The organism is Kitasatospora sp. NPDC101155, from assembly GCF_044768305.1.
GTDB lineage: Bacteria > Actinomycetota > Actinomycetes > Streptomycetales > Streptomycetaceae > Kitasatospora.
The window spans coordinates 378,472-395,627 of record NZ_JBIWPN010000005.1 but is presented as its reverse complement, the minus strand read 5'-3'; the positions used below and the strand labels follow the sequence as shown (position 1 = coordinate 395,627).

Here is a 17,156-nt window from a genome sequence, read left to right as displayed (position 1 = left end):
CAATACCGGAAGTGCGGCGATTTTTCCGTTGACAGATCTTGAAATTCGTCATTCCATCCTCCGGAACCTGCCGAAGCCCCCCTCCACGGGGCGCGAACCTCCGTCATCGGGTTACCGTTCGAGTGGCGTCGGTGAGCCCGGCAAGTGAAAACGCGGGATCCGTCCGTTTGACAAGGGTGGCCGGGGTACGGTCACACTCCGCTGGTGGGGTGTCGTTCAGCGGCAGCCCGGGACGGTGGAGGGGTCGGGCGGAGCGCAGCCCGTGCTGCCGGCGCCGACCAGCCACATAAGGACCGGGAGAGAAGAGCGAAGGTGTCCCCGAGCAGCGAGACCGCGCACGGACAGCGACTCGTCATTGTCGAGTCGCCGGCCAAGGCGAAGACGATCAAGGGCTACCTGGGCCCCGGCTACATCGTCGAGGCGAGCGTCGGGCACATTCGCGACCTGCCCAGCACCGCGGCCGAGGTGCCGGACAAGTACACCGGCGAGGTGCGCCGCCTCGGGGTGGACGTCGACCACGACTTCGCGCCCATCTACGTGGTCAACGCGGACAAGAAGTCCCAGGTCAGCAAGTTGAAGTCGCTGCTCGCGGAGTCCGACGAGCTCTTCCTCGCCACCGATGAGGACCGCGAGGGCGAGGCCATCGCGTGGCACCTCCAGCAGGTGCTCAAGCCCAAGGTGCCGGTGCACCGGATGGTGTTCCACGAGATCACCAAGTCGGCGATCCAGGAGGCCGTGGCCAACCCGCGCGAGCTCAACCAGCGCCTGGTCGACGCCCAGGAGACCCGCCGCATCCTCGACCGGCTGTACGGCTTCGAGGTCTCGCCGGTGCTGTGGAAGAAGGTCATGCCGAAGCTGTCGGCGGGCCGGGTGCAGTCCGTCGCGACCCGTCTGGTGGTCGAGCGCGAGCGCGAGCGGATGGCGTTCCGCACCGCCTCGTACTGGGACCTGGTCGGCACCTTCGGCACCGGCCGCACCCCGGCCGACTCCGCCAACCCGGAGACCTTCGGCGCCCGGCTGGCCTCGGTGGACGGCAAGCGGATCGCCAGCGGCCGCGACTTCGGCTCGGACGGCCGACTGAAGGCGGGCAGCACCAACACCCTGCACCTGGACGAGCAGGCCGCCCGCCAGCTGGCCGCCGCCCTGGCGCAGACCGCGTTCAGCGTCCGCAGCGTCGAGTCCAAGCCCTACCGCCGCTCGCCGTACGCGCCGTTCCGCACCACCACGCTCCAGCAGGAGGCCAGCCGCAAGCTGGGCTTCGGCGCCAAGCGGACCATGCAGGTGGCCCAGAAGCTGTACGAGAACGGCTTCATCACCTATATGCGTACCGACTCCACCACGCTGTCGGACACCGCGATCGCCGCCGCCCGCGCGCAGGTCACCCAGCTCTACGGCGCCGACTACCTGCCGGACGCCCCGCGCACCTACGCCAGCAAGGTCAAGAACGCCCAGGAGGCGCACGAGGCCGTCCGCCCCTCCGGCGACCGCTTCCGCACCCCCGCCGAGACCGGCCTGACCGGCGACGACTTCAAGCTGTACGAGCTGATCTGGATGCGCACCGTCGCCTCCCAGATGAAGGACGCGGTCGGCCAGTCCGTCACCGTCCGGGTCGGCGGCGCCTCCGCCGACGGCCGGGACGTCGAGTTCTCCGCCTCCGGCAAGATCATCACCTTCCACGGCTTCCTGAAGGCCTACGTCGAGGGCGCCGACGACCCGAACGCCGAGCTCGACGACCGTGAGCGCCGGCTGCCGCAGGTCGCCCAGGGCGATCCGCTGGCCGCCGAGCGGATCACCCCGGAGGGCCACGCCACCAAGCCGCCGGCCCGCTACACCGAGGCCTCGCTGGTCAAGGAGCTGGAGGACCGGGAGATCGGCCGCCCCTCCACCTACGCGTCGATCATCGACACGATCATCCAGCGCCGGTACGTGTTCAAGAAGGGCACGGCGCTCGTCCCGTCCTTCCTCTCCTTCGCCGTGGTCAACCTGCTGGAGAAGCACTTCGGCCGGCTCGTCGACTACGACTTCACCGCCAAGATGGAGGACGACCTCGACCGGATCGCCGCCGGTGAGGCGCAGTCCGTGCCGTGGCTGAAGCGCTTCTACTTCGGCGAGGGCGAGGGCCACGTCGCGGGTGGCGCCGCCGAGGCCGGCAACGGCGACGGCGACCACCTGGGCGGCCTGAAGGAGCTGGTCACCGACCTCGGCGCGATCGACGCCCGGGAGATCAGCTCGTTCAAGGTCAGCGACGACATCACCCTGCGGGTCGGCCGCTACGGCCCGTACGTCGAGCGCGCCTCCGCTGTCGAGGGCGAGCCCGGCCAGCGCGCCGACATCCCGGACGAGCTGCCGCCGGACGAGCTGACCGTCGAGCTGGCCGAGGAGCTGCTGGCCAAGCCCAGCGGCGACTTCGAGCTCGGCCCGGACCCGGTCAGCGGCAACATGCTGGTCGCCAAGGACGGCCGCTACGGCCCGTACGTGACCGAGATCCTGCCCGAGGGCACGCCCAAGACCGGCAAGAACGCGGTCAAGCCGCGCACCGCCTCGCTGTTCAAGTCGATGTCGCTGGACGGCGTCACCCTGGAGGACGCGCTGCGGCTGCTCTCGCTGCCGCGCGTGGTCGGCACCGATGCCGAGGGCGCGGAGATCACCGCGCAGAACGGCCGCTACGGCCCGTACCTCAAGCGCGGCACCGACTCGCGTTCGCTCACCAGCGAGGACCAGCTCTTCACGATCACCCTCGACGAGGCGCTGGCGATCTACGCCCAGCCCAAGCAGCGCGGCCGGGCGGCCGCCGCGCCGCCGCTCAAGGAGCTGGGCACCGACCCGGTCAGCGAGCGCCCGGTGGTGGTCAAGGACGGCCGCTTCGGCCCGTACGTGACCGACGGCGAGACCAACGCCACGCTGCGCAAGGACGACGACGTCGAGACCATCACGCCGGAGCGCGGCTACGAGCTGCTCGCCGAGAAGCGGGCGCGCGGGCCGGTGAAGAAGGCGGCGAAGAAGGCCCCGGCCAAGAAGGCGGCGGCCAAGAAGACCACCACCACCAAGACGGCGGCGACCAAGACCGCCGCCAAGAAGACGGCCGCGAAGAAGACCACCACCGCGACCAAGGCGGCGGCGAAGAAGACGGCCGCCAAGAAGACGGCGGCCAAGGCCGCGGCCGGCGATCCCGTGGCCGGCAAGAACGCCGCCACCGACGAGGGCTGATCCTCCGACAGCCCGCCGAGAGCGGACTCGGGCCCGCGCCCCCACCCGGGGCGCGGGCCCGAGGTCTGTGCAGGGATCGTCACAGCCCGGTGATGACCGGGGTCCGGAACGCCGTTCGTCTCAATCGGGCAAAGCCCAGCCCGCTACGCTGACCGTATGACGAGCGAGGAGCAGCCCACCCCCAGCGCCGCCCCGGCTGCCGGAGCCGCCGTGGCCGACCTGACCGAGGTCGTGCCCGCCGGAACCCCCGTGGACCGGGCCCGGGCGCTGCTGCGGACCCGCCCCTACCGGCGACTGTGGACCACCCAGCTGATCGGCGGCACCGCCGACCGGCTCGGCCTGCTGGTGCTGCTCGCGCTCACCGTGATCGCGGCCGCCCAGGGCGGCCAGTTCGGCGACCTGCCGCGCAGCCTCGCCTTCGCCACCGCCGCCGTCCTCGCCGTCCGGGTGGCGGCCACCGGGCTGGTCGGCGTTGCGCTCCTGGAACCGCTGCACCAGCTGGTCGCCGGGAAGCTCGACCGGCGCTGGACGCTGTTCGGCGCCGACGTGCTGCGCGCCCTGCTGATCGGCCTCGCGCCCTGGTGGACGGTCTGGCTGAGCTCCGGACCGCGGCCCTCCGGCGCCGCCACCTACGTACTGCTCGCCACCGTGTTCCTCACCGGCGCGGCCGAGCGGGTCTGGGGGATCGCCAAGGCCGTCGTCGTCCCCGGCCTGCTGCCGCCGGCCAGTCCGTACGCGCCTGCCGCGGAGCAGCGGCCGACCGCCGCCAACCTGGACACCGTCCGCAGCATCGACCGCTTCACCGGTTGGGCCACCGTGCCGCTCGCGGCCGTCGGCCTGGTCGCCTTCACCCTGCTCAACAACATCGGCGCGGCGCTCGGCTCGGACTGGCTGCGCGCCCACCAGCTGACCTTCGCCGCGCTCGGCTCGGCCGGCCTGTTCGCCGCCTCGGCCGCCCGCGGCTACCTCCAGCAGCTGCCCGGCGGCCCGGTGGCCGTCGCCCCGCACTCGCCGCTGACCGGCCTGCGCGCCCCGACCGACGCCACGCCCGGCCCCGCGCTGAGCAAGGGCCGCACCGGCAGCGCCCCGTACTTCACCTTCGCCGTCGCGGCCGGCTTCGCCTCGATGGCCGGCGTCGCCGCGCTGGCGCTGCTCACCGCGGCCGAGCACCGGGCCGGGCCGATCGGCTACGGCCTGACCGTGCTCGCCGCGGCCGGCGCCCCCGCGCTGGGCGCCCGGCTCACCCGGGCCGTCCTGCCCTCGCTCTCCCGCCGCCGACTGCTCGCGCTGGCGCTGCTCACCGAGGGTGTCGCGCTGATTCTGGCCGGGCTGGTGCTGGACTTCGTGCTGGTCCTGCTGCTCACCGTGCTGGCCGGCCTGGCCGCCGGGCTCGTCATCTCGGCCGGGCGCACCCTGCTCGCCCAGGAGGTCGAGGAGGCCCGGCTGCCGAAGGTCACCGAGCACCTCTACGCGGTGCTGCGGGCCGTGGTCGCGGCCGCGCTGGTGGTCGTCCCGCTGATCGCCGCGGCTTACGGGGACGTCGAGTACGGCACCGTCGAGCCCGGCTCCTTCACCTTCATCCACGGCGGCGCGGCCCTCGCCGTCGCCACCTCGGGGCTGCTCACGCTGGTGCTCGCCGCCGTCGTGCTGCTGCGCACCGACGACCGGCGCGGCACCGCTCCGTTCGCCCGGGACCTGGTGGACGCGGTGCGCGGCGGCAGCGGCCCGGTGCCGCACCGGGGCGCGGGCACCGGCTTCTTCATCGCCCTGGAGGGCGGCGACGGCGCCGGCAAGTCCACCCAGGCCCAGGCGCTCGCCGAGTGGATCCGCGGCAAGGGACACGAGGTCGTGCTCACCCGCGAGCCCGGCGGCAGCCCGGTCGGGCAGCGGCTGCGCGGCCTGGTCCTGGACGTCGGCAACACCGGCCTGTCGCACCGCGCCGAGGCGCTGATCTACGCGGCCGACCGGGCCGAGCACGTCGAGAACGTCATCCGGCCGGCCCTCGCCCGCGGCGCCGTGGTCATCACCGACCGGTACATGGACTCCTCCATCGCCTACCAGGGCGCCGGGCGCGACCTGGCCGCCACCGAGGTCGCCCGGATCTCCCGCTGGGCCACCGGCGGGCTGCTGCCCGACCTGACCGTGGTGCTGGACGTCGACCCGACCAGGGCCCGGGAGCGCTTCACCGAGGCGCTGGACCGGCTGGAGTCCGAGCCCACCGAGTTCCACCAGCGGGTCCGGGCCGGCTTCCTCGCCCTCGCGGCTGCCGACCCGGCGCGCTACCTGGTCGTGGACGGCAGCCAGGCCCCCGGCTTCGTCACCACCGCCATCCGGCACCGGCTGGACCGCGAGCTGCCGCTCTCCGAGCAGGAGAAGGCCGCCCGCGCCGAGCAGGAGCGGCTGGCGAAGGAGGAGGCCGAGCGGCGCGCCGCCGAGGAGGCCCGTCGTCGGGCTGAGGAGGAGGCCGCCGAGCGCAAGCGCCAGGAGGTGCTGGCGCAGCTGCGGGCCGAGCAGGCCGAGAAGGAGCGACTGGCCAAGGAGGAGGCCGAGCGGGCCGCCGCCGAGGCCCGGCGCAAGGCCGAGGAGGAGGCCTGTCGCCGGGCGGAGGAGGAGGCCGAGCGGCGCGCCGCCGAGGAGGCCCGTCGGCGGGCGGAGGAGCAGGCCCGACTGGCCGCGGAAGCCGCCGAGCGCAAGCGGATCGCCGACGAGGCGGCCACCCAGGCGGAGCTGCAGCGGCAGCGGGACCTGGCCCGCGAGGAGCAGCGGCGCCGGGCGGAGGAGGCGCTGCAGCGGGCCGAGGAGGCCCGGCTGGCGCAGGCCGCGGCGCTCGCGGCGGCTGCCGCCGCGGCGGAGACGGCTGCGGGGCGGGCCGAGGGGCGGGCCGAGGCCGGGGACGCGGCCACCACGGAGCTGCGGGGGGTTCGGGAGACGCCGGGGGAGGCCCCGGGAGCCTCGCGGGGTGCTTCGGACGCGTCGGGTGCCTCTGCCGGGCTCGGCGACGAGGCGACGCGGGAGCTGTCGCTGCGGGACCGGCAGGCGGCGGCCGTCCGGGCTGCCGAGGCGGCCGACGCCACTGCCAAGCTGCCGGTGGTGCCGGCGGTGGACGAGACCGCGGTGCTGCCGAAGGTGCCGACGGTGGACGAGACCGCCGTGCTGCCGAAGGTTCCCGCCGCGGATGAGACCGCGGTGCTGCCCCCGGTCGAGTGGGGCCGCCGCTCCGGCGAGCCGGCGGACGGCACGCGTGAGCTGCCGGTGGTCGGCGGGCGGCAGGCGGGTGCCGGGCGGCCCGGTGCCGGACAGCCCGCCGTCGAGCGGCCAGGTGCCGGACAGCCCGCCGTCGGGCGGCCAGGTGCCGGACAGCCCGCCGTCGAGCGGCCAGGTGTCGAGCAGCCCGGCATCGAGCAGCCCACGGCGGAGCGGCCTCGGCCGGAGTGGGCCGAGGAGACCCCGATGGACGACCTGCCGAGCCTGACCGACACCCTGCTCGGCTCGCGCGACGAGTGGGCCCGCTGGGAGCAGGGTGGTGGCCAGGGGCCGCAGGACCCGCACGACGGCGGGAACCGGCGCGGCGGGGACGACCGGGGTGGGGACGACCGGGGTGGGGACGACCGGGGTGGGGACGGCGGCAAGGGCAAGGGACGGCGCTGGGGTCGTCGGGGCTGAGCCCGTTTCGTCACGGGTGGCGGGCGGCGTCGTCGGGGCAGTGGCCCTCGGCGGCGCCGCCCGTCGCCGTACGGGCGTGACCCGGACTGAGCAGTGGCTGTCGGGGCGGAGACGTATGCTCGACGGCGGGGAATCGGCGCCGGGAGCGCTGTCGTACGGAGCTTGGGAGCAGTAGTGGCCGTCTGGGACGACCTGGTGGGCCAGGAGCGGGTGGTCGAGCAGCTGACCGCCGCGGCCCGGGCGGCCGGGGCGACGGTCGAGGCCGGTCGCGGCGCCGCCCCGGTCCAGGGCGGGAACGCCTCCCTGATGACGCACGCCTGGCTGTTCACGGGCCCGCCCGGGGCCGGGCAGGTCACCGCCGCGCGTGCCTTCGCCGCCGCCCTGCAGTGCGCCAGTCCCGACCTCGCGCTCGGCGGCACGCCCGGCTGCGGGTTCTGCGACGGCTGCCACACGGTGCTGGCCGGCAGCCACGCCGACGTCAAGTACGTGCGGACCGACGGCCTGTCCATCGGCGTCGGCGACATGCGCGACCTGGTGCTGCGCGCCTCCAGCTACCCGACCGGCGGCCGCTGGTCGGTGATCCTCGTCGACGCCGCCCACCGGCTCACCGAGGCCGCCGCGAACGCGCTGCTCAAGGGCGTGGAGGAGCCCTCCCCGCGCACCGTGTGGCTGCTCTGCGCCCCCTCCGTCCAGGACGTACTGCCGACCATCCGCTCGCGCTGCCGCCTGCTCGTGCTGCGCACGCCCGCCGCCGAGGCCGTCGCCGACATGCTGGTCCGCCGGGACGGGGTCGAGTCGGAGGCCGCCCGGCTGGCCGCGCTCGCCGGGCAGGGCGACATCGAGCGCTCGCGCCGCCTCGCGGTGGACGAGCAGGCCCGTACCCGCCGCACCGAGGTGCTGCGGATCCCGCTGGAGGTCTCCGACATCGGCGGCTGCCTGGCCGCCGCCCAGCGCCTGGTCGACACCGCCAAGGCCGACGCCGAGGCGCTCGCCGAGACCCAGGACGCCAAGGAGACCGACGACCTGAAGGCCGCCTACGGCGCCGCCGAGGGCAGCAAGGCGCCGCGCGGCATGGCCGGGGCGGTCAAGGAGCTGGAGAAGCGGCAGAAGAGCCGTGCCACCCGCACCCGCCGGGAGACCCTCGGGGTCGCGCTGCTGGACCTGCTCGGCTTCTACCGGGACGTGCTGGCGATCCAGCTCGGCTCCACCGGCGTGCTCGCCAACGAGGACCAGCGGCAGGCGCTGAACCGGGTCGCCCAGGCCGGGCCGGCGGAGAGCACGCTGCGCCGGATCGAGGCGGTGCTCGCCTGCCGTACGGCCTTGGACCGCAACGTGGACCCGCTGCTGGCGGTCGAGGCGATGACGGTGGCGCTGCGGGCGGGCTGAGGCCGTTCCCTTCTTGCCGTGGGCTTCCCGTCCTCCCCGTAGGCCGCCGGTCCTCGCCGCAGGCCTCCGGTCCCCCCGTAGGCCTCCCGGAGGTGGCCTGCCGTCCCACCTTCGAGTGAACGGGCGATACTCGCCGGGCACACCCGCGTGTGACAGCGCGCCCGTTGTGCACGCTGGTGGCCGACTGCGCCCCGGCCGTACCCCGGGCTCCCCCTGTGTCGGGGGCCCGCCGTCGGTGTGGTCGCCTCCCTGACGGCACCGGGTCCGGTCCGGCGCCGGCCCTCCTCCGAGGTGGTGCGTTCCGTGGTTCGTCCGCTCCTCGTCATCCCCCTGCTGGCCGCCGCCGTCGGCGGCATCTGGCTGGCGCGCGGCGCGCTCCAGCGCTGGCGCGACCTGCGCGCCGCCCAGACCTACGAACTGGCCGGCGACCGGTGGCCGATGCTGCTGCGGGCGGCGGGGGCGATGGTCTGCGGAGTGTGCGTCACCGCGTTGACGCTGCTCACCGCGCTCGGCGCCTTCGGGGGCCTCAGCCGGGGTGGGGCGGAGGCGGATCGGGTGGAGCCGGCCGTGGACGCCGCCGCGGCGGGGGCCTGGGAGGGTTCCGGCGCCAGTCCGGCGGTCCGGCAGCCGGCGGCACCGCCGACGCCGATGCCGACCGAGTCGGCCACCGCTGCGGCTGCCGCTGCCTCCGCTGCCGCGACGCCCACCGTGGTCAGCCATTTCGACAGCGTCGGGCACCCGGGAGGCGGCGAGCTGCTGCAGTCCGCCGTGCTCGGCCCCGACGGGAAGCCGCGCAACGTCCGGGTCTGGCTGCCGCCGCAGTACGCCAAGGAGTCGAACGCGCGCTTCCCCGTCGTCGTGATGCACGCCGCCACGCCGGGCAAGACCGCCGACGCCGAGGTCCCGGACGTCTTCGAGGGCGTCGGCGCCGCCCTGCAGACCGGCCGCGCCCGTGCGTTCATCCTGGTCGCCCCCGAGGCGCCGAACGGCACCGCGCACCCCTGCGAGCTGATCGCCGCCGCCCCGGCCGCCGTCTCCGACGACGCGACGCTGCGTACCACCATCGCGGCCTCCTTCCGCACCCTGCCCCCCGGCCCCGCCTCCTGGGGCGCCCTCGGCGTCGAGGGCGGCGCGCCGTGCGCAGCCGCCGCCGGGCTGGCCCGTCCGGACCTGTACGGCGCGGCCGCAGCGGTCTCCGGCCGGTACGACGCCGCCGCGCTCACGCAGGCCGGCGCCGAGGCCCCGGCGGGCAGCGCGGCCAAGTTGCTGCTGGCCGCCGCCAAGGCGGACGCCGCCGGGCTGGACACGGCCCGCACGCTCCAGACCGCGCTCAAGGCGGGCCCCGGCCCGGCGGCCAAGGCGGACGTGCGGATCTCGGACAACGTGCAGGACTACACCCCCGACCGGGAGCGGCTGCGGCTGGTCCGGCAGGCGGCGCAGTTCCTGGCCGAGGCGCTGGCGAAGGCGTCCTGAACGGTGGTTGAGCGGGCGTTACGCTGCCCGGTACCCGGGGTGGGTGCCGGGCAGCCGCGTTTCTTCTCTTCGCTCCCGTGCCTTCGTGCTCGTTCTTTCGTGTGGTCTCTGTGGCTTCTGTGGTTTTCGTGGTTCGCGGGGTTCGTGGATTCGTGGATTCGTGGAAAGGGGAGCGGATGAGGGTCTTCGGACGGCGGGTCCGGGCGGCGGCCGCGTTGCTGGCGGCCGGGCTGCTGGCGGTCCCGGCGAGCGGGTGCAGTGCGGGGCCGTCCGACTCGACCGGCTTGGACGCGTCCGTCGCGGTCGGCGTCACCCCACTGGAGCCGTTGCCTGCCGCCGTGCCGGACGCGCTCGCGCCGTACTACGCGCAGCGTCTGGTCTGGCAGCCCTGCGACGGCGGGTTCGAGTGCACCACCTTCCGGGTGCCGATGGACTACGACCTGCCGGGGGACGGCGACCTCACCCTCTCGGCAGCCCGGGCGGCGGCCGTACCGGGCGAATCCGGTGCGCAATCCGCTCCCGGCGCCGCTCCCGGGGCCGGGGCCGACGCCCGGCTGGGCTCCCTGCTGCTCAACCCGGGCGGGCCCGGCGGCTCGGCGATCGAGTACCTGGAGGCCGTCGCCCGGACGTACGACCGCTCGGTGCGGGCCCGGTACGACCTGGTCGGCGTCGACCCGCGCGGGGTGGGCCGCAGCAACCCCGTCAGCTGCCTGAGCGGCGAGCGGATGGACGCCTTCACCGCCGTCGACCTCGAACCCGGGGACCAGCGGGCGATCGACGCGCTGGTCGCCGCCGACAAGGAGTTCGCCGACGGCTGCTCCCGGCAGGCCGGGGCCGCGCTCGGCCACCTCAGCACCGTCGAGGCGGCCCGCGACATGGACGTGCTGCGCGCCCTGCTCGGCGACGAGCGGCTGAACTTCGTCGGCAAGTCCTACGGCACCTTCCTCGGGGCCACCTACGCCGGGCTCTTCCCGAGCCGGGTCGGGCGGGTGGTGCTGGACGGCGCGATGGACCCGGCGCTCGACTCGATGGCCGGCAACCGCACCCAGGCCGGCGGTTTCGAGACCGCCTGGGCGGCCTTCGCCAAGGACTGCGCCAAGCACGAGGACTGCCCGCTCGGCCGTACCGAGCAGCAGGTCGGCGAGCAGCTCACCGCCCTGCTCACGGCCGTCCACGCCCACCCGCTGCCGAGCACCGACAACGGGCGTCGACTCACCGGCTCCCAGGCGACCGCCGGGGTCATCCAGGCGATGTACGCCGACTTCCTCTGGCCCAGGCTGCGCAGCGCGCTCACCGTCGCCAGGGCGGGCGACGGCACCGGCCTGCTGAAGCTCTCCGACGAGTACTACGGGCGCGGTGCGGACGGCTCGTACCCCAACCTGATGTTCGCCAACACGGCGGTGAACTGCCTCGACCTGCCCGCCCCCTTCAGCTCGCCGGAAGATGTCCAGCGGGCGGTGCCGGACTTCGAGCGGGCCTCGCCGCACTTCGGGCGCGACATGGCCTGGATGGCGCTGACCTGCGCCTACTGGCCGGTCCGGGCCACCGGCGCGCCGCACACCATCCGGGCCGCCGGCGCCGCCCCGATCGTCGTCGTCGGCACCACCCGCGACCCGGCCACCCCGTACGACTGGGCCCGCTCCCTCGCCGGCCAGCTGGAGTCCGGCCGGCTGCTCACCTACGACGGGGACGGTCACACCGCGTACGGGCGGCACAGCACCTGCGTCGACGGCGCGGTCAACCACTTCCTGCTGACCGGGGAGGCGCCGGAGCAGGGCAGGCGCTGCGACCGGTAGCCGCCTGCCGTCAGGCGGAGGAGACCGCCAGCTTCGCGGCGAAGCCCGCGAACAGCACGGCGACGCCGCTGGTCAGCGTTGCGGAGAGGCGCTTGCGGCGGCGGAAGGCGGTGGCCAGCGTGGTGCCTGCGAAGATCAGCAGGGAGAGGTAGAGCAGGCTGAAGGTCTGCAGGATCCCGCCGAGCAGGCCGAAGGAGAGCGCGGGCTGCCCGTACGACGGGTCGACGAACTGGGTGAAGAACGACAGCAGGAACAGGATCGCCTTCGGGTTCAGCAGGCTGATCACCAGCGCCCGGCGGAACGGCCGCTCGACCGCCTCCGGCGCCGCCTCGGCGGCCGGGTCGGCCTCGGCCTCGGCCTCGGCCCGGCGCTCGCGCCACAGCTGGCGGGCGGCGCGGAGCATCCCGAAGCCGATCCACAGCAGGTACGCGGCCCCGCCGAACTTGACCACCGCGAACACCGCCGGGTTGGCCTTCAGCAGCGAGGCGGCGCCCAGCGAGGTCAGACTGATCAGCGTGAGGTCGCCCACGAACACGCCCGCCGCGGCCTGGTACCCGGTCCGGATGCCCTTCCTGGCGGCGACCGACAGCACGTACAGCGAGTTGGGGCCGGGCAGCAGGATGATGACGAGGGCGCCGAGGATGTATGTCGCCAGGTCGTTGACGCCGAGCACGATGCGCTCCGGGGTGGGGAAGGGGTGGCAGGGGGGCGCTCATCGTAACGTCGTACCGGCGATCGATTGAAGCGAAAACCATCCCCCTTTGCCCACCCATGTCCCACCCCCGCCCTGCCCCCCGCCCGTCCTGGCTACGGATCACCTGCGAACCTGTGTAGACTGGCCCGCGTTGCCACCACAGATGGCAGCGGTGCCGCCTTAGCTCAGTTGGCCAGAGCAACGCACTCGTAATGCGTAGGTCGCGGGTTCGAATCCCGCAGGCGGCTCAGAGAAGGCCCAGGTCACATAGCCCGTGACCTGGGCCTTTTGTCATTCCTTGGCGTGCGGGCAGCCTCCAGGGTGGCCAGGACAAGTGGAATGGTCGTATTGAGGTCGATGCATTGGGACATCGAGGTCGTCGGTCCGAGGTGATGCAGCAGAGGGCGCTGCACCAGGCCAGCGTCAGCTGACAGCTGTCCAACCCCATGGCCGTGGACCGTGCTCCCCCTCCAGGCAAGCGAGACGGTAGTGGGCCTCCGCTTGGTGTCGGGCTGGATCGGCTTCGCCGGACCGGTGTCGGTCTTGAAGAGGGGAACGGGAGGGGCTCGGGCGGCGCACCCGTACTTGCTTGCAGGAAGGTGAACTCCTCTTTCCCGAGCCAGCGGGTCGAGGGCGGTGCGAAACCAGACGTTCGTGTCGCTGGCGGCCGCCGCTGCGCCCTCAGCGATCCTCAACCCGCCCTGCTGGGTCATGCCGGAGACGGCCGTGTAGTTCCGCCGAAGGCTCACGTCGTCCTCGGGCGGCGGAACTCAATAGGCACGTCGAAGGCGTCGGGCTGCGTGCCGGCCGGGGAGTGAACGTTGAGGGCGGACGGCGAACCGCCCCAGGGCGCGCCGGTGGAGCCCGGAGGTGCGACAGGGCTAACGTCGCGGGCGGCATTCCGAGCCCTTCATGCTCCGCAACATTGTTGACACGTTCGCTGGCGTATGAGCATGATGAGCCATCAGCGCGGCGGGGGGCCAGATGCTGGAAGCATCAGTGGAAGCGCAACAATCCTAGTTGAACCCCCTCGCCCACATTTGCGAAGGGGGATATGAGTATGTCTGCTGCAATCGCCACCGACGAGGTTCTCGACTTCAGCGAGTTCACGATCGGCGAGATCGAGACCGTCGACCTGCCGGACACCGTCGGACTGCCCACCATGGGCGCCTCGAACGGTGCTTCCTGCTGCGCCGGAAGCTGCTCCTGCTGCAGCTCCAGCAGCTGATCAGCACCTGAGGCTGGCTTCGGCGCGCGGGAGCTCCTCCGGGTCTCAGGCGCGCCGGAGCGCGGCCGTCCGCATGGCTCCACCCTCCGGTGGCGATCGGTGGACCGGCTTTCCCCGGGCGATTCGGGAGGAGCCATTGATTTCGCCGACCTGCCATTCGCACCAACCGCACTCCACCTTGCCAGACCGGAGAATTCTGTGGCCATTCGGAATGCGCCCGGCGGGCGGTTCCCGACGCTTTTTCGGACCGCCGGCGAGGCGGTATCACGGATCAATCTCATCCCGTTCTCCGAAATCCTGCCGAGTGCTGCGGCGACGGCCTGGGAGCAGATCGGGGCGGCCCGCAGCGCGGCCGCCGAGAGCGCGACCCGCGCCGCAGTGACCTTGCACGGCCTGGTGCGGGAGGAGCCCGAGCGGGCCGACTCGTACGTTCGCGTCCGGCGCCGGGTGCGCAGCAAGCCGTTCACCCCGCTCACCGAGGCACCGGCCGAGCCGGAGGCGGTGCGCGAGTGGCACGGCCACGCGCTCGAGTACCAGCGCCTACTGGACGCCTTCGCAGCCGGCCAGGGCGCCGTGCGCGACGCAGAGCGGACCGAGCTCGCCGAGCTGTGCGGGCTCGGCGAGTTCGCCTCCTCGCTCGCCTTGGTCAGCGCTGACCTCGACCAGGCCCGGGCGAGGTTCGTGCGCAACCGCGGCAGCTGGGAGCGGCAAGATCGCAAGTCCGAGCACCAGTTGCTCTCCTACGCCTACCGCGCCATGCTGCGCACCAGTCCGCGCTCCCAGTTCACCGGCGTCACACTGCGGCCGGTCAGCCTGGCGTCCGCGGCGTACGACCAGGACGATCCGGTCGGACAGCCCCGGCTGGAGCTGAGTCGCAGCTTCGAGGTTCAGCGCGGAACCTACGTCTCGATCGCAGAGGCCGCCCTCGCGTCCGAACTGCGGCGCACCGGCCAGCTGCCGCGGCACGTCCGGCTGGCGCCGCTGGTGGCGGCCGAGCCGGAGCAGCTCGCATTCCTCACGTTCACTGCGGCGGGCCGCCGTCGGGTCATCGTCCGTCGCCAGCCACCGCTGAGCGCGGTCGTCCGACTCGTCTACTTCGACCTCCCCGACCGCGAGGAGCTGACCGCGCGACTGGCCGTCGAGCTGAACTGCCCACTCGCGAGCGCCGAGCGCGTCATCCGCTCGTGCCTGGACATCGGCCTGTTGTTGCCGGCCCTGCCGGTGTCCGACAACAGCGAGCGCTTCCTGCACGAGCTGCTGGCCGCTCTCCCGCCGGATCCGCCGCTGGTCAGGGCGATCTCCTCGATCGCGGGGCTCCTTGACCGGCTGTCGGATGACGAACCGGCCACCCGCCCGCAACTGCTGAGCGAACTCCGGTCCCGGCACGCCGACTTGCAGGCCTACGCACCGCTGCCGCTGCAGGTCTACGAGGACACGGTGATCCGAACCAGCGCGCCGGCACCGGTGGATACGGACCGGCTGTCCGCGATGGCCCGACTCCTGGGATTCCTGGCGGTGTTCGACCTCAAGCTGGACATGCGGCTGGGCCTGCAGGCCGGTGTGCGCCGGCGCGGCGGCGAGGTCCGGCTGGCCGACCACGCCGAGGCGCTGGCTGAGGAGACCCTGGCCGTGGCGGTGGCGGCCGGACGCGGCCAGTCCGTCGGCGATCCGCTGGTGAACAGCGCGTTCGAGCAGCTGTGGGCCACCCGGGGGCGGATCCTCACCCAGCTCGCCGAGCTGCTGGACGGGGTGCCGCCGGGCGGCGTGCTCGAACTGCCCGACGTAGCCGTCCAGGAGTGGTCCCGGCTGGTGGCGCCGCTTCTGCCCGACGAGCCGGCGTCGTTCGCTGCGATGCTCCAGCCGGCCGGCGAACTCCTGGTCTGCAACGCGGTGTTCGCTGGATTCGGCACACACTTGGCGCGGTTCCTGTGGCCCGACGCCAAAGCCGGCGGCACGGCGCTCGCGCGGGTCTCCACCCGGCTGCGGGCCGCGCTCGGCGCCACCCACGCCGAGGACCGCTGCGCGCACGGGCTTAACACCGGTGTGCACCCGCAACTGCTCGACCAGCGGCTCGATCCGGCAGACTGGGGCCGACTGGTGCTGGCTGACACTGGCACCGCTGGTCGGCTCACCCTCACCGCGCCCGACGGCCGCAGACCGTTCGTGCTCACCTCCACCCGCTGGGACCTGCTGCCCGCAGCCACCCGGATTGCGCTCTGGCTGCAGAGCGGCGGCGAGATCTCCGGCGGGTTGGACCGGAGTTACCGGGAGCGGGCACTACGGGCCGGGGCCGGGGTGGTGGCCGTGCCGCGGATCTCGTACCGGGGAATCGTGGTCCAGCGGGCGCGCTGGTACCTGCCCTCGCTCGCCGAGTTGCTGCCGGAGGGCGAGGAGCGGGAGCAACTCCACCAACTGCTCGGGTTCGCGGCCCGTTGGGGGCTGCCGCGCCGGCTCTTCTGCAAATCCGTCCCGCCCTGGCACCAGGTGGGTCAGTCCGCGCTGCCGGACTGGACCGCCGGACCGGCAGTGGTGCGGAGCAAGCCCCGGTACCTCGACCTGGCCAGCCCGCTGAGCCGGGCCGCCCTTGCCAAGTCGGCCGCCGACCTGGACCGACCGGTGCTGGAGGAGTGCCTGCCCGTCCCGGTGCCCGGCCGCCGGGCGGCGGAGTACCTGTACGAGTTCGATCGGATCGGCTAACACCGTGATCACTGTCGCACGCGTCTACGACTACCACCCGAGCAAGATCCGGCTGCTGAGCGAGGCCTTGCTGCCGCTGCTCAGCGAGCTCCGGGCAGCACACAACCTACCGGTCGCGTTCTGTACCAGGGGCTGGGACGGCGGGTCGCACCTGGCTCTGCACCTGGCGGGGCCGGGTTTGGACCAGGCCGTGTTCGACGACCTGTCCCGGCGGCTCGCCGCGGCCGCGGCCGCGAACCCGGCCGAGACCTGGACCGAGGCCGAGTACACCGCGATCGCCGAGCGCAACAGCCGGTTGGAAGGGCGTACCGGGTTCCGCCCACGGCCCGCACCGCACGGCACCGTGAGCATCGACACGATGCCGGACGACGGGCCGCTCGCCGAGCAGCGCCGGGCCTACCACACGGGCATGGCCGAGGTACTGCGTGACACCCTGGTGCCCGGGCACGCCCCGAGCCGGGTCAGCGGGCTCGGCCTGGGCCTGCTGGTGGCGACCGCGGCGGTCTACCCCGGCGGGCTGCGGTTCGGCTCCCTCTCGCTGCGGTCGCACGCCGAGGCCTTCCTCGCCGTCCGGCCCGACGGCGAAAGGCTGCGGCAGCAGTTCGAGCAGGCCTACCGGCAGAACCGTGCGGCAGCGCTCCAACTGGTCGAGACCGGTGTGCGGTCCGCGTCATCGCTGCCCGGCAACCGGCTGGCGGAGCAGACCTACGCGGTGCTGCGATCAGCCGAGCACGCCGCGGACATCCGCCGGCTCACCGCGCCGGGACAGCGGCGGGGGCAGCCGGCGCCGACCAGCCAGTTCCACGCGACGCTGCGTCAGTTCGCCTTCTGGGACAACCCGCCCATCGGCTTCAACGAGTACCGCGTTCTGATCAACTGGCTCTACGAAGCACTGCCGCTGCTCGACGTGCAGCCCGCCGCCCGTTACCTCTCCTGCCATCTGATCGCCTGCGCCGTGGACGAGTTCCTCGGCGAGAGCTGGCAGCAGCGCATCGCCCAAAGGACCGCCTGA

9 protein-coding genes and 1 tRNA gene are annotated in these 17,156 nt (G+C 73.6%); 9 read left to right on the top strand and 1 reads right to left on the bottom strand.

The window, feature by feature from the left end; genetic code table 11:
* Nucleotides 1-312 precede the first annotated feature (312 nt).
* The 5 genes from topA to ACIRYZ_RS10695 all read left to right on the top strand — a co-directional run bounded on the left by topA (nucleotide 313) and on the right by ACIRYZ_RS10695 (nucleotide 11,525).
* Nucleotides 313-3,207: a type I DNA topoisomerase gene (topA, locus tag ACIRYZ_RS10715; protein WP_402942029.1), complete on the top strand. Its 2,895-nt coding sequence runs from the start codon at nucleotides 313-315 to the stop codon at nucleotides 3,205-3,207.
* Between the two features lie 156 nt (nucleotides 3,208-3,363).
* Nucleotides 3,364-6,870: a dTMP kinase gene (gene tmk / locus ACIRYZ_RS10710; RefSeq protein ID WP_402942027.1), complete on the top strand. Its 3,507-nt coding sequence runs from the start codon at nucleotides 3,364-3,366 to the stop codon at nucleotides 6,868-6,870.
* Between the two features lie 174 nt (nucleotides 6,871-7,044).
* Entirely contained in the window at nucleotides 7,045-8,256 is a 1,212-nt protein-coding gene (locus tag ACIRYZ_RS10705; RefSeq protein ID WP_402942097.1) for a DNA polymerase III subunit delta', read from the top strand.
* Nucleotides 8,257-8,559: 303 nt separating this feature from the next.
* Nucleotides 8,560-9,729, top strand: a complete 1,170-nt coding sequence (locus ACIRYZ_RS10700) for a hypothetical protein (RefSeq protein ID WP_402942025.1) — start codon at nucleotides 8,560-8,562, stop codon at nucleotides 9,727-9,729.
* A gap of 176 nt (nucleotides 9,730-9,905) precedes the next feature.
* Nucleotides 9,906-11,525: an alpha/beta hydrolase gene (locus tag ACIRYZ_RS10695; RefSeq protein ID WP_402942023.1), complete on the top strand. Its 1,620-nt coding sequence runs from the start codon at nucleotides 9,906-9,908 to the stop codon at nucleotides 11,523-11,525.
* A gap of 10 nt (nucleotides 11,526-11,535) precedes the next feature.
* On the opposite strand, the gene leuE is transcribed toward ACIRYZ_RS10695, so the two are convergent.
* Entirely contained in the window at nucleotides 11,536-12,198 is a 663-nt protein-coding gene (gene leuE / locus ACIRYZ_RS10690; RefSeq protein ID WP_402942021.1) for a leucine efflux protein LeuE, read from the bottom strand.
* Nucleotides 12,199-12,393: 195 nt separating this feature from the next.
* Between leuE and ACIRYZ_RS10685 the strand changes: the two genes are divergently transcribed.
* From ACIRYZ_RS10685 to ACIRYZ_RS10670, 4 genes are all read left to right on the top strand, one after another.
* Nucleotides 12,394-12,467, top strand: a tRNA-Thr gene (locus ACIRYZ_RS10685).
* Nucleotides 12,468-13,279: 812 nt separating this feature from the next.
* Nucleotides 13,280-13,447 (top strand): thiazolylpeptide-type bacteriocin, encoded by a 168-nt coding sequence (locus tag ACIRYZ_RS10680; RefSeq protein WP_402942019.1) that lies wholly within the window; start codon nucleotides 13,280-13,282, stop codon nucleotides 13,445-13,447.
* A 198-nt stretch (nucleotides 13,448-13,645) separates the two neighbouring features.
* The gene (locus tag ACIRYZ_RS10675) at nucleotides 13,646-16,144 is read left to right on the top strand and encodes a lantibiotic dehydratase (protein ID WP_402942017.1); all 2,499 of its coding nucleotides are present in this window, start codon (nucleotides 13,646-13,648) and stop codon (nucleotides 16,142-16,144) included.
* 4 nt (nucleotides 16,145-16,148) lie between these two features.
* Nucleotides 16,149-17,156, top strand: a complete 1,008-nt coding sequence (locus tag ACIRYZ_RS10670; protein WP_402942015.1) for a hypothetical protein — start codon at nucleotides 16,149-16,151, stop codon at nucleotides 17,154-17,156.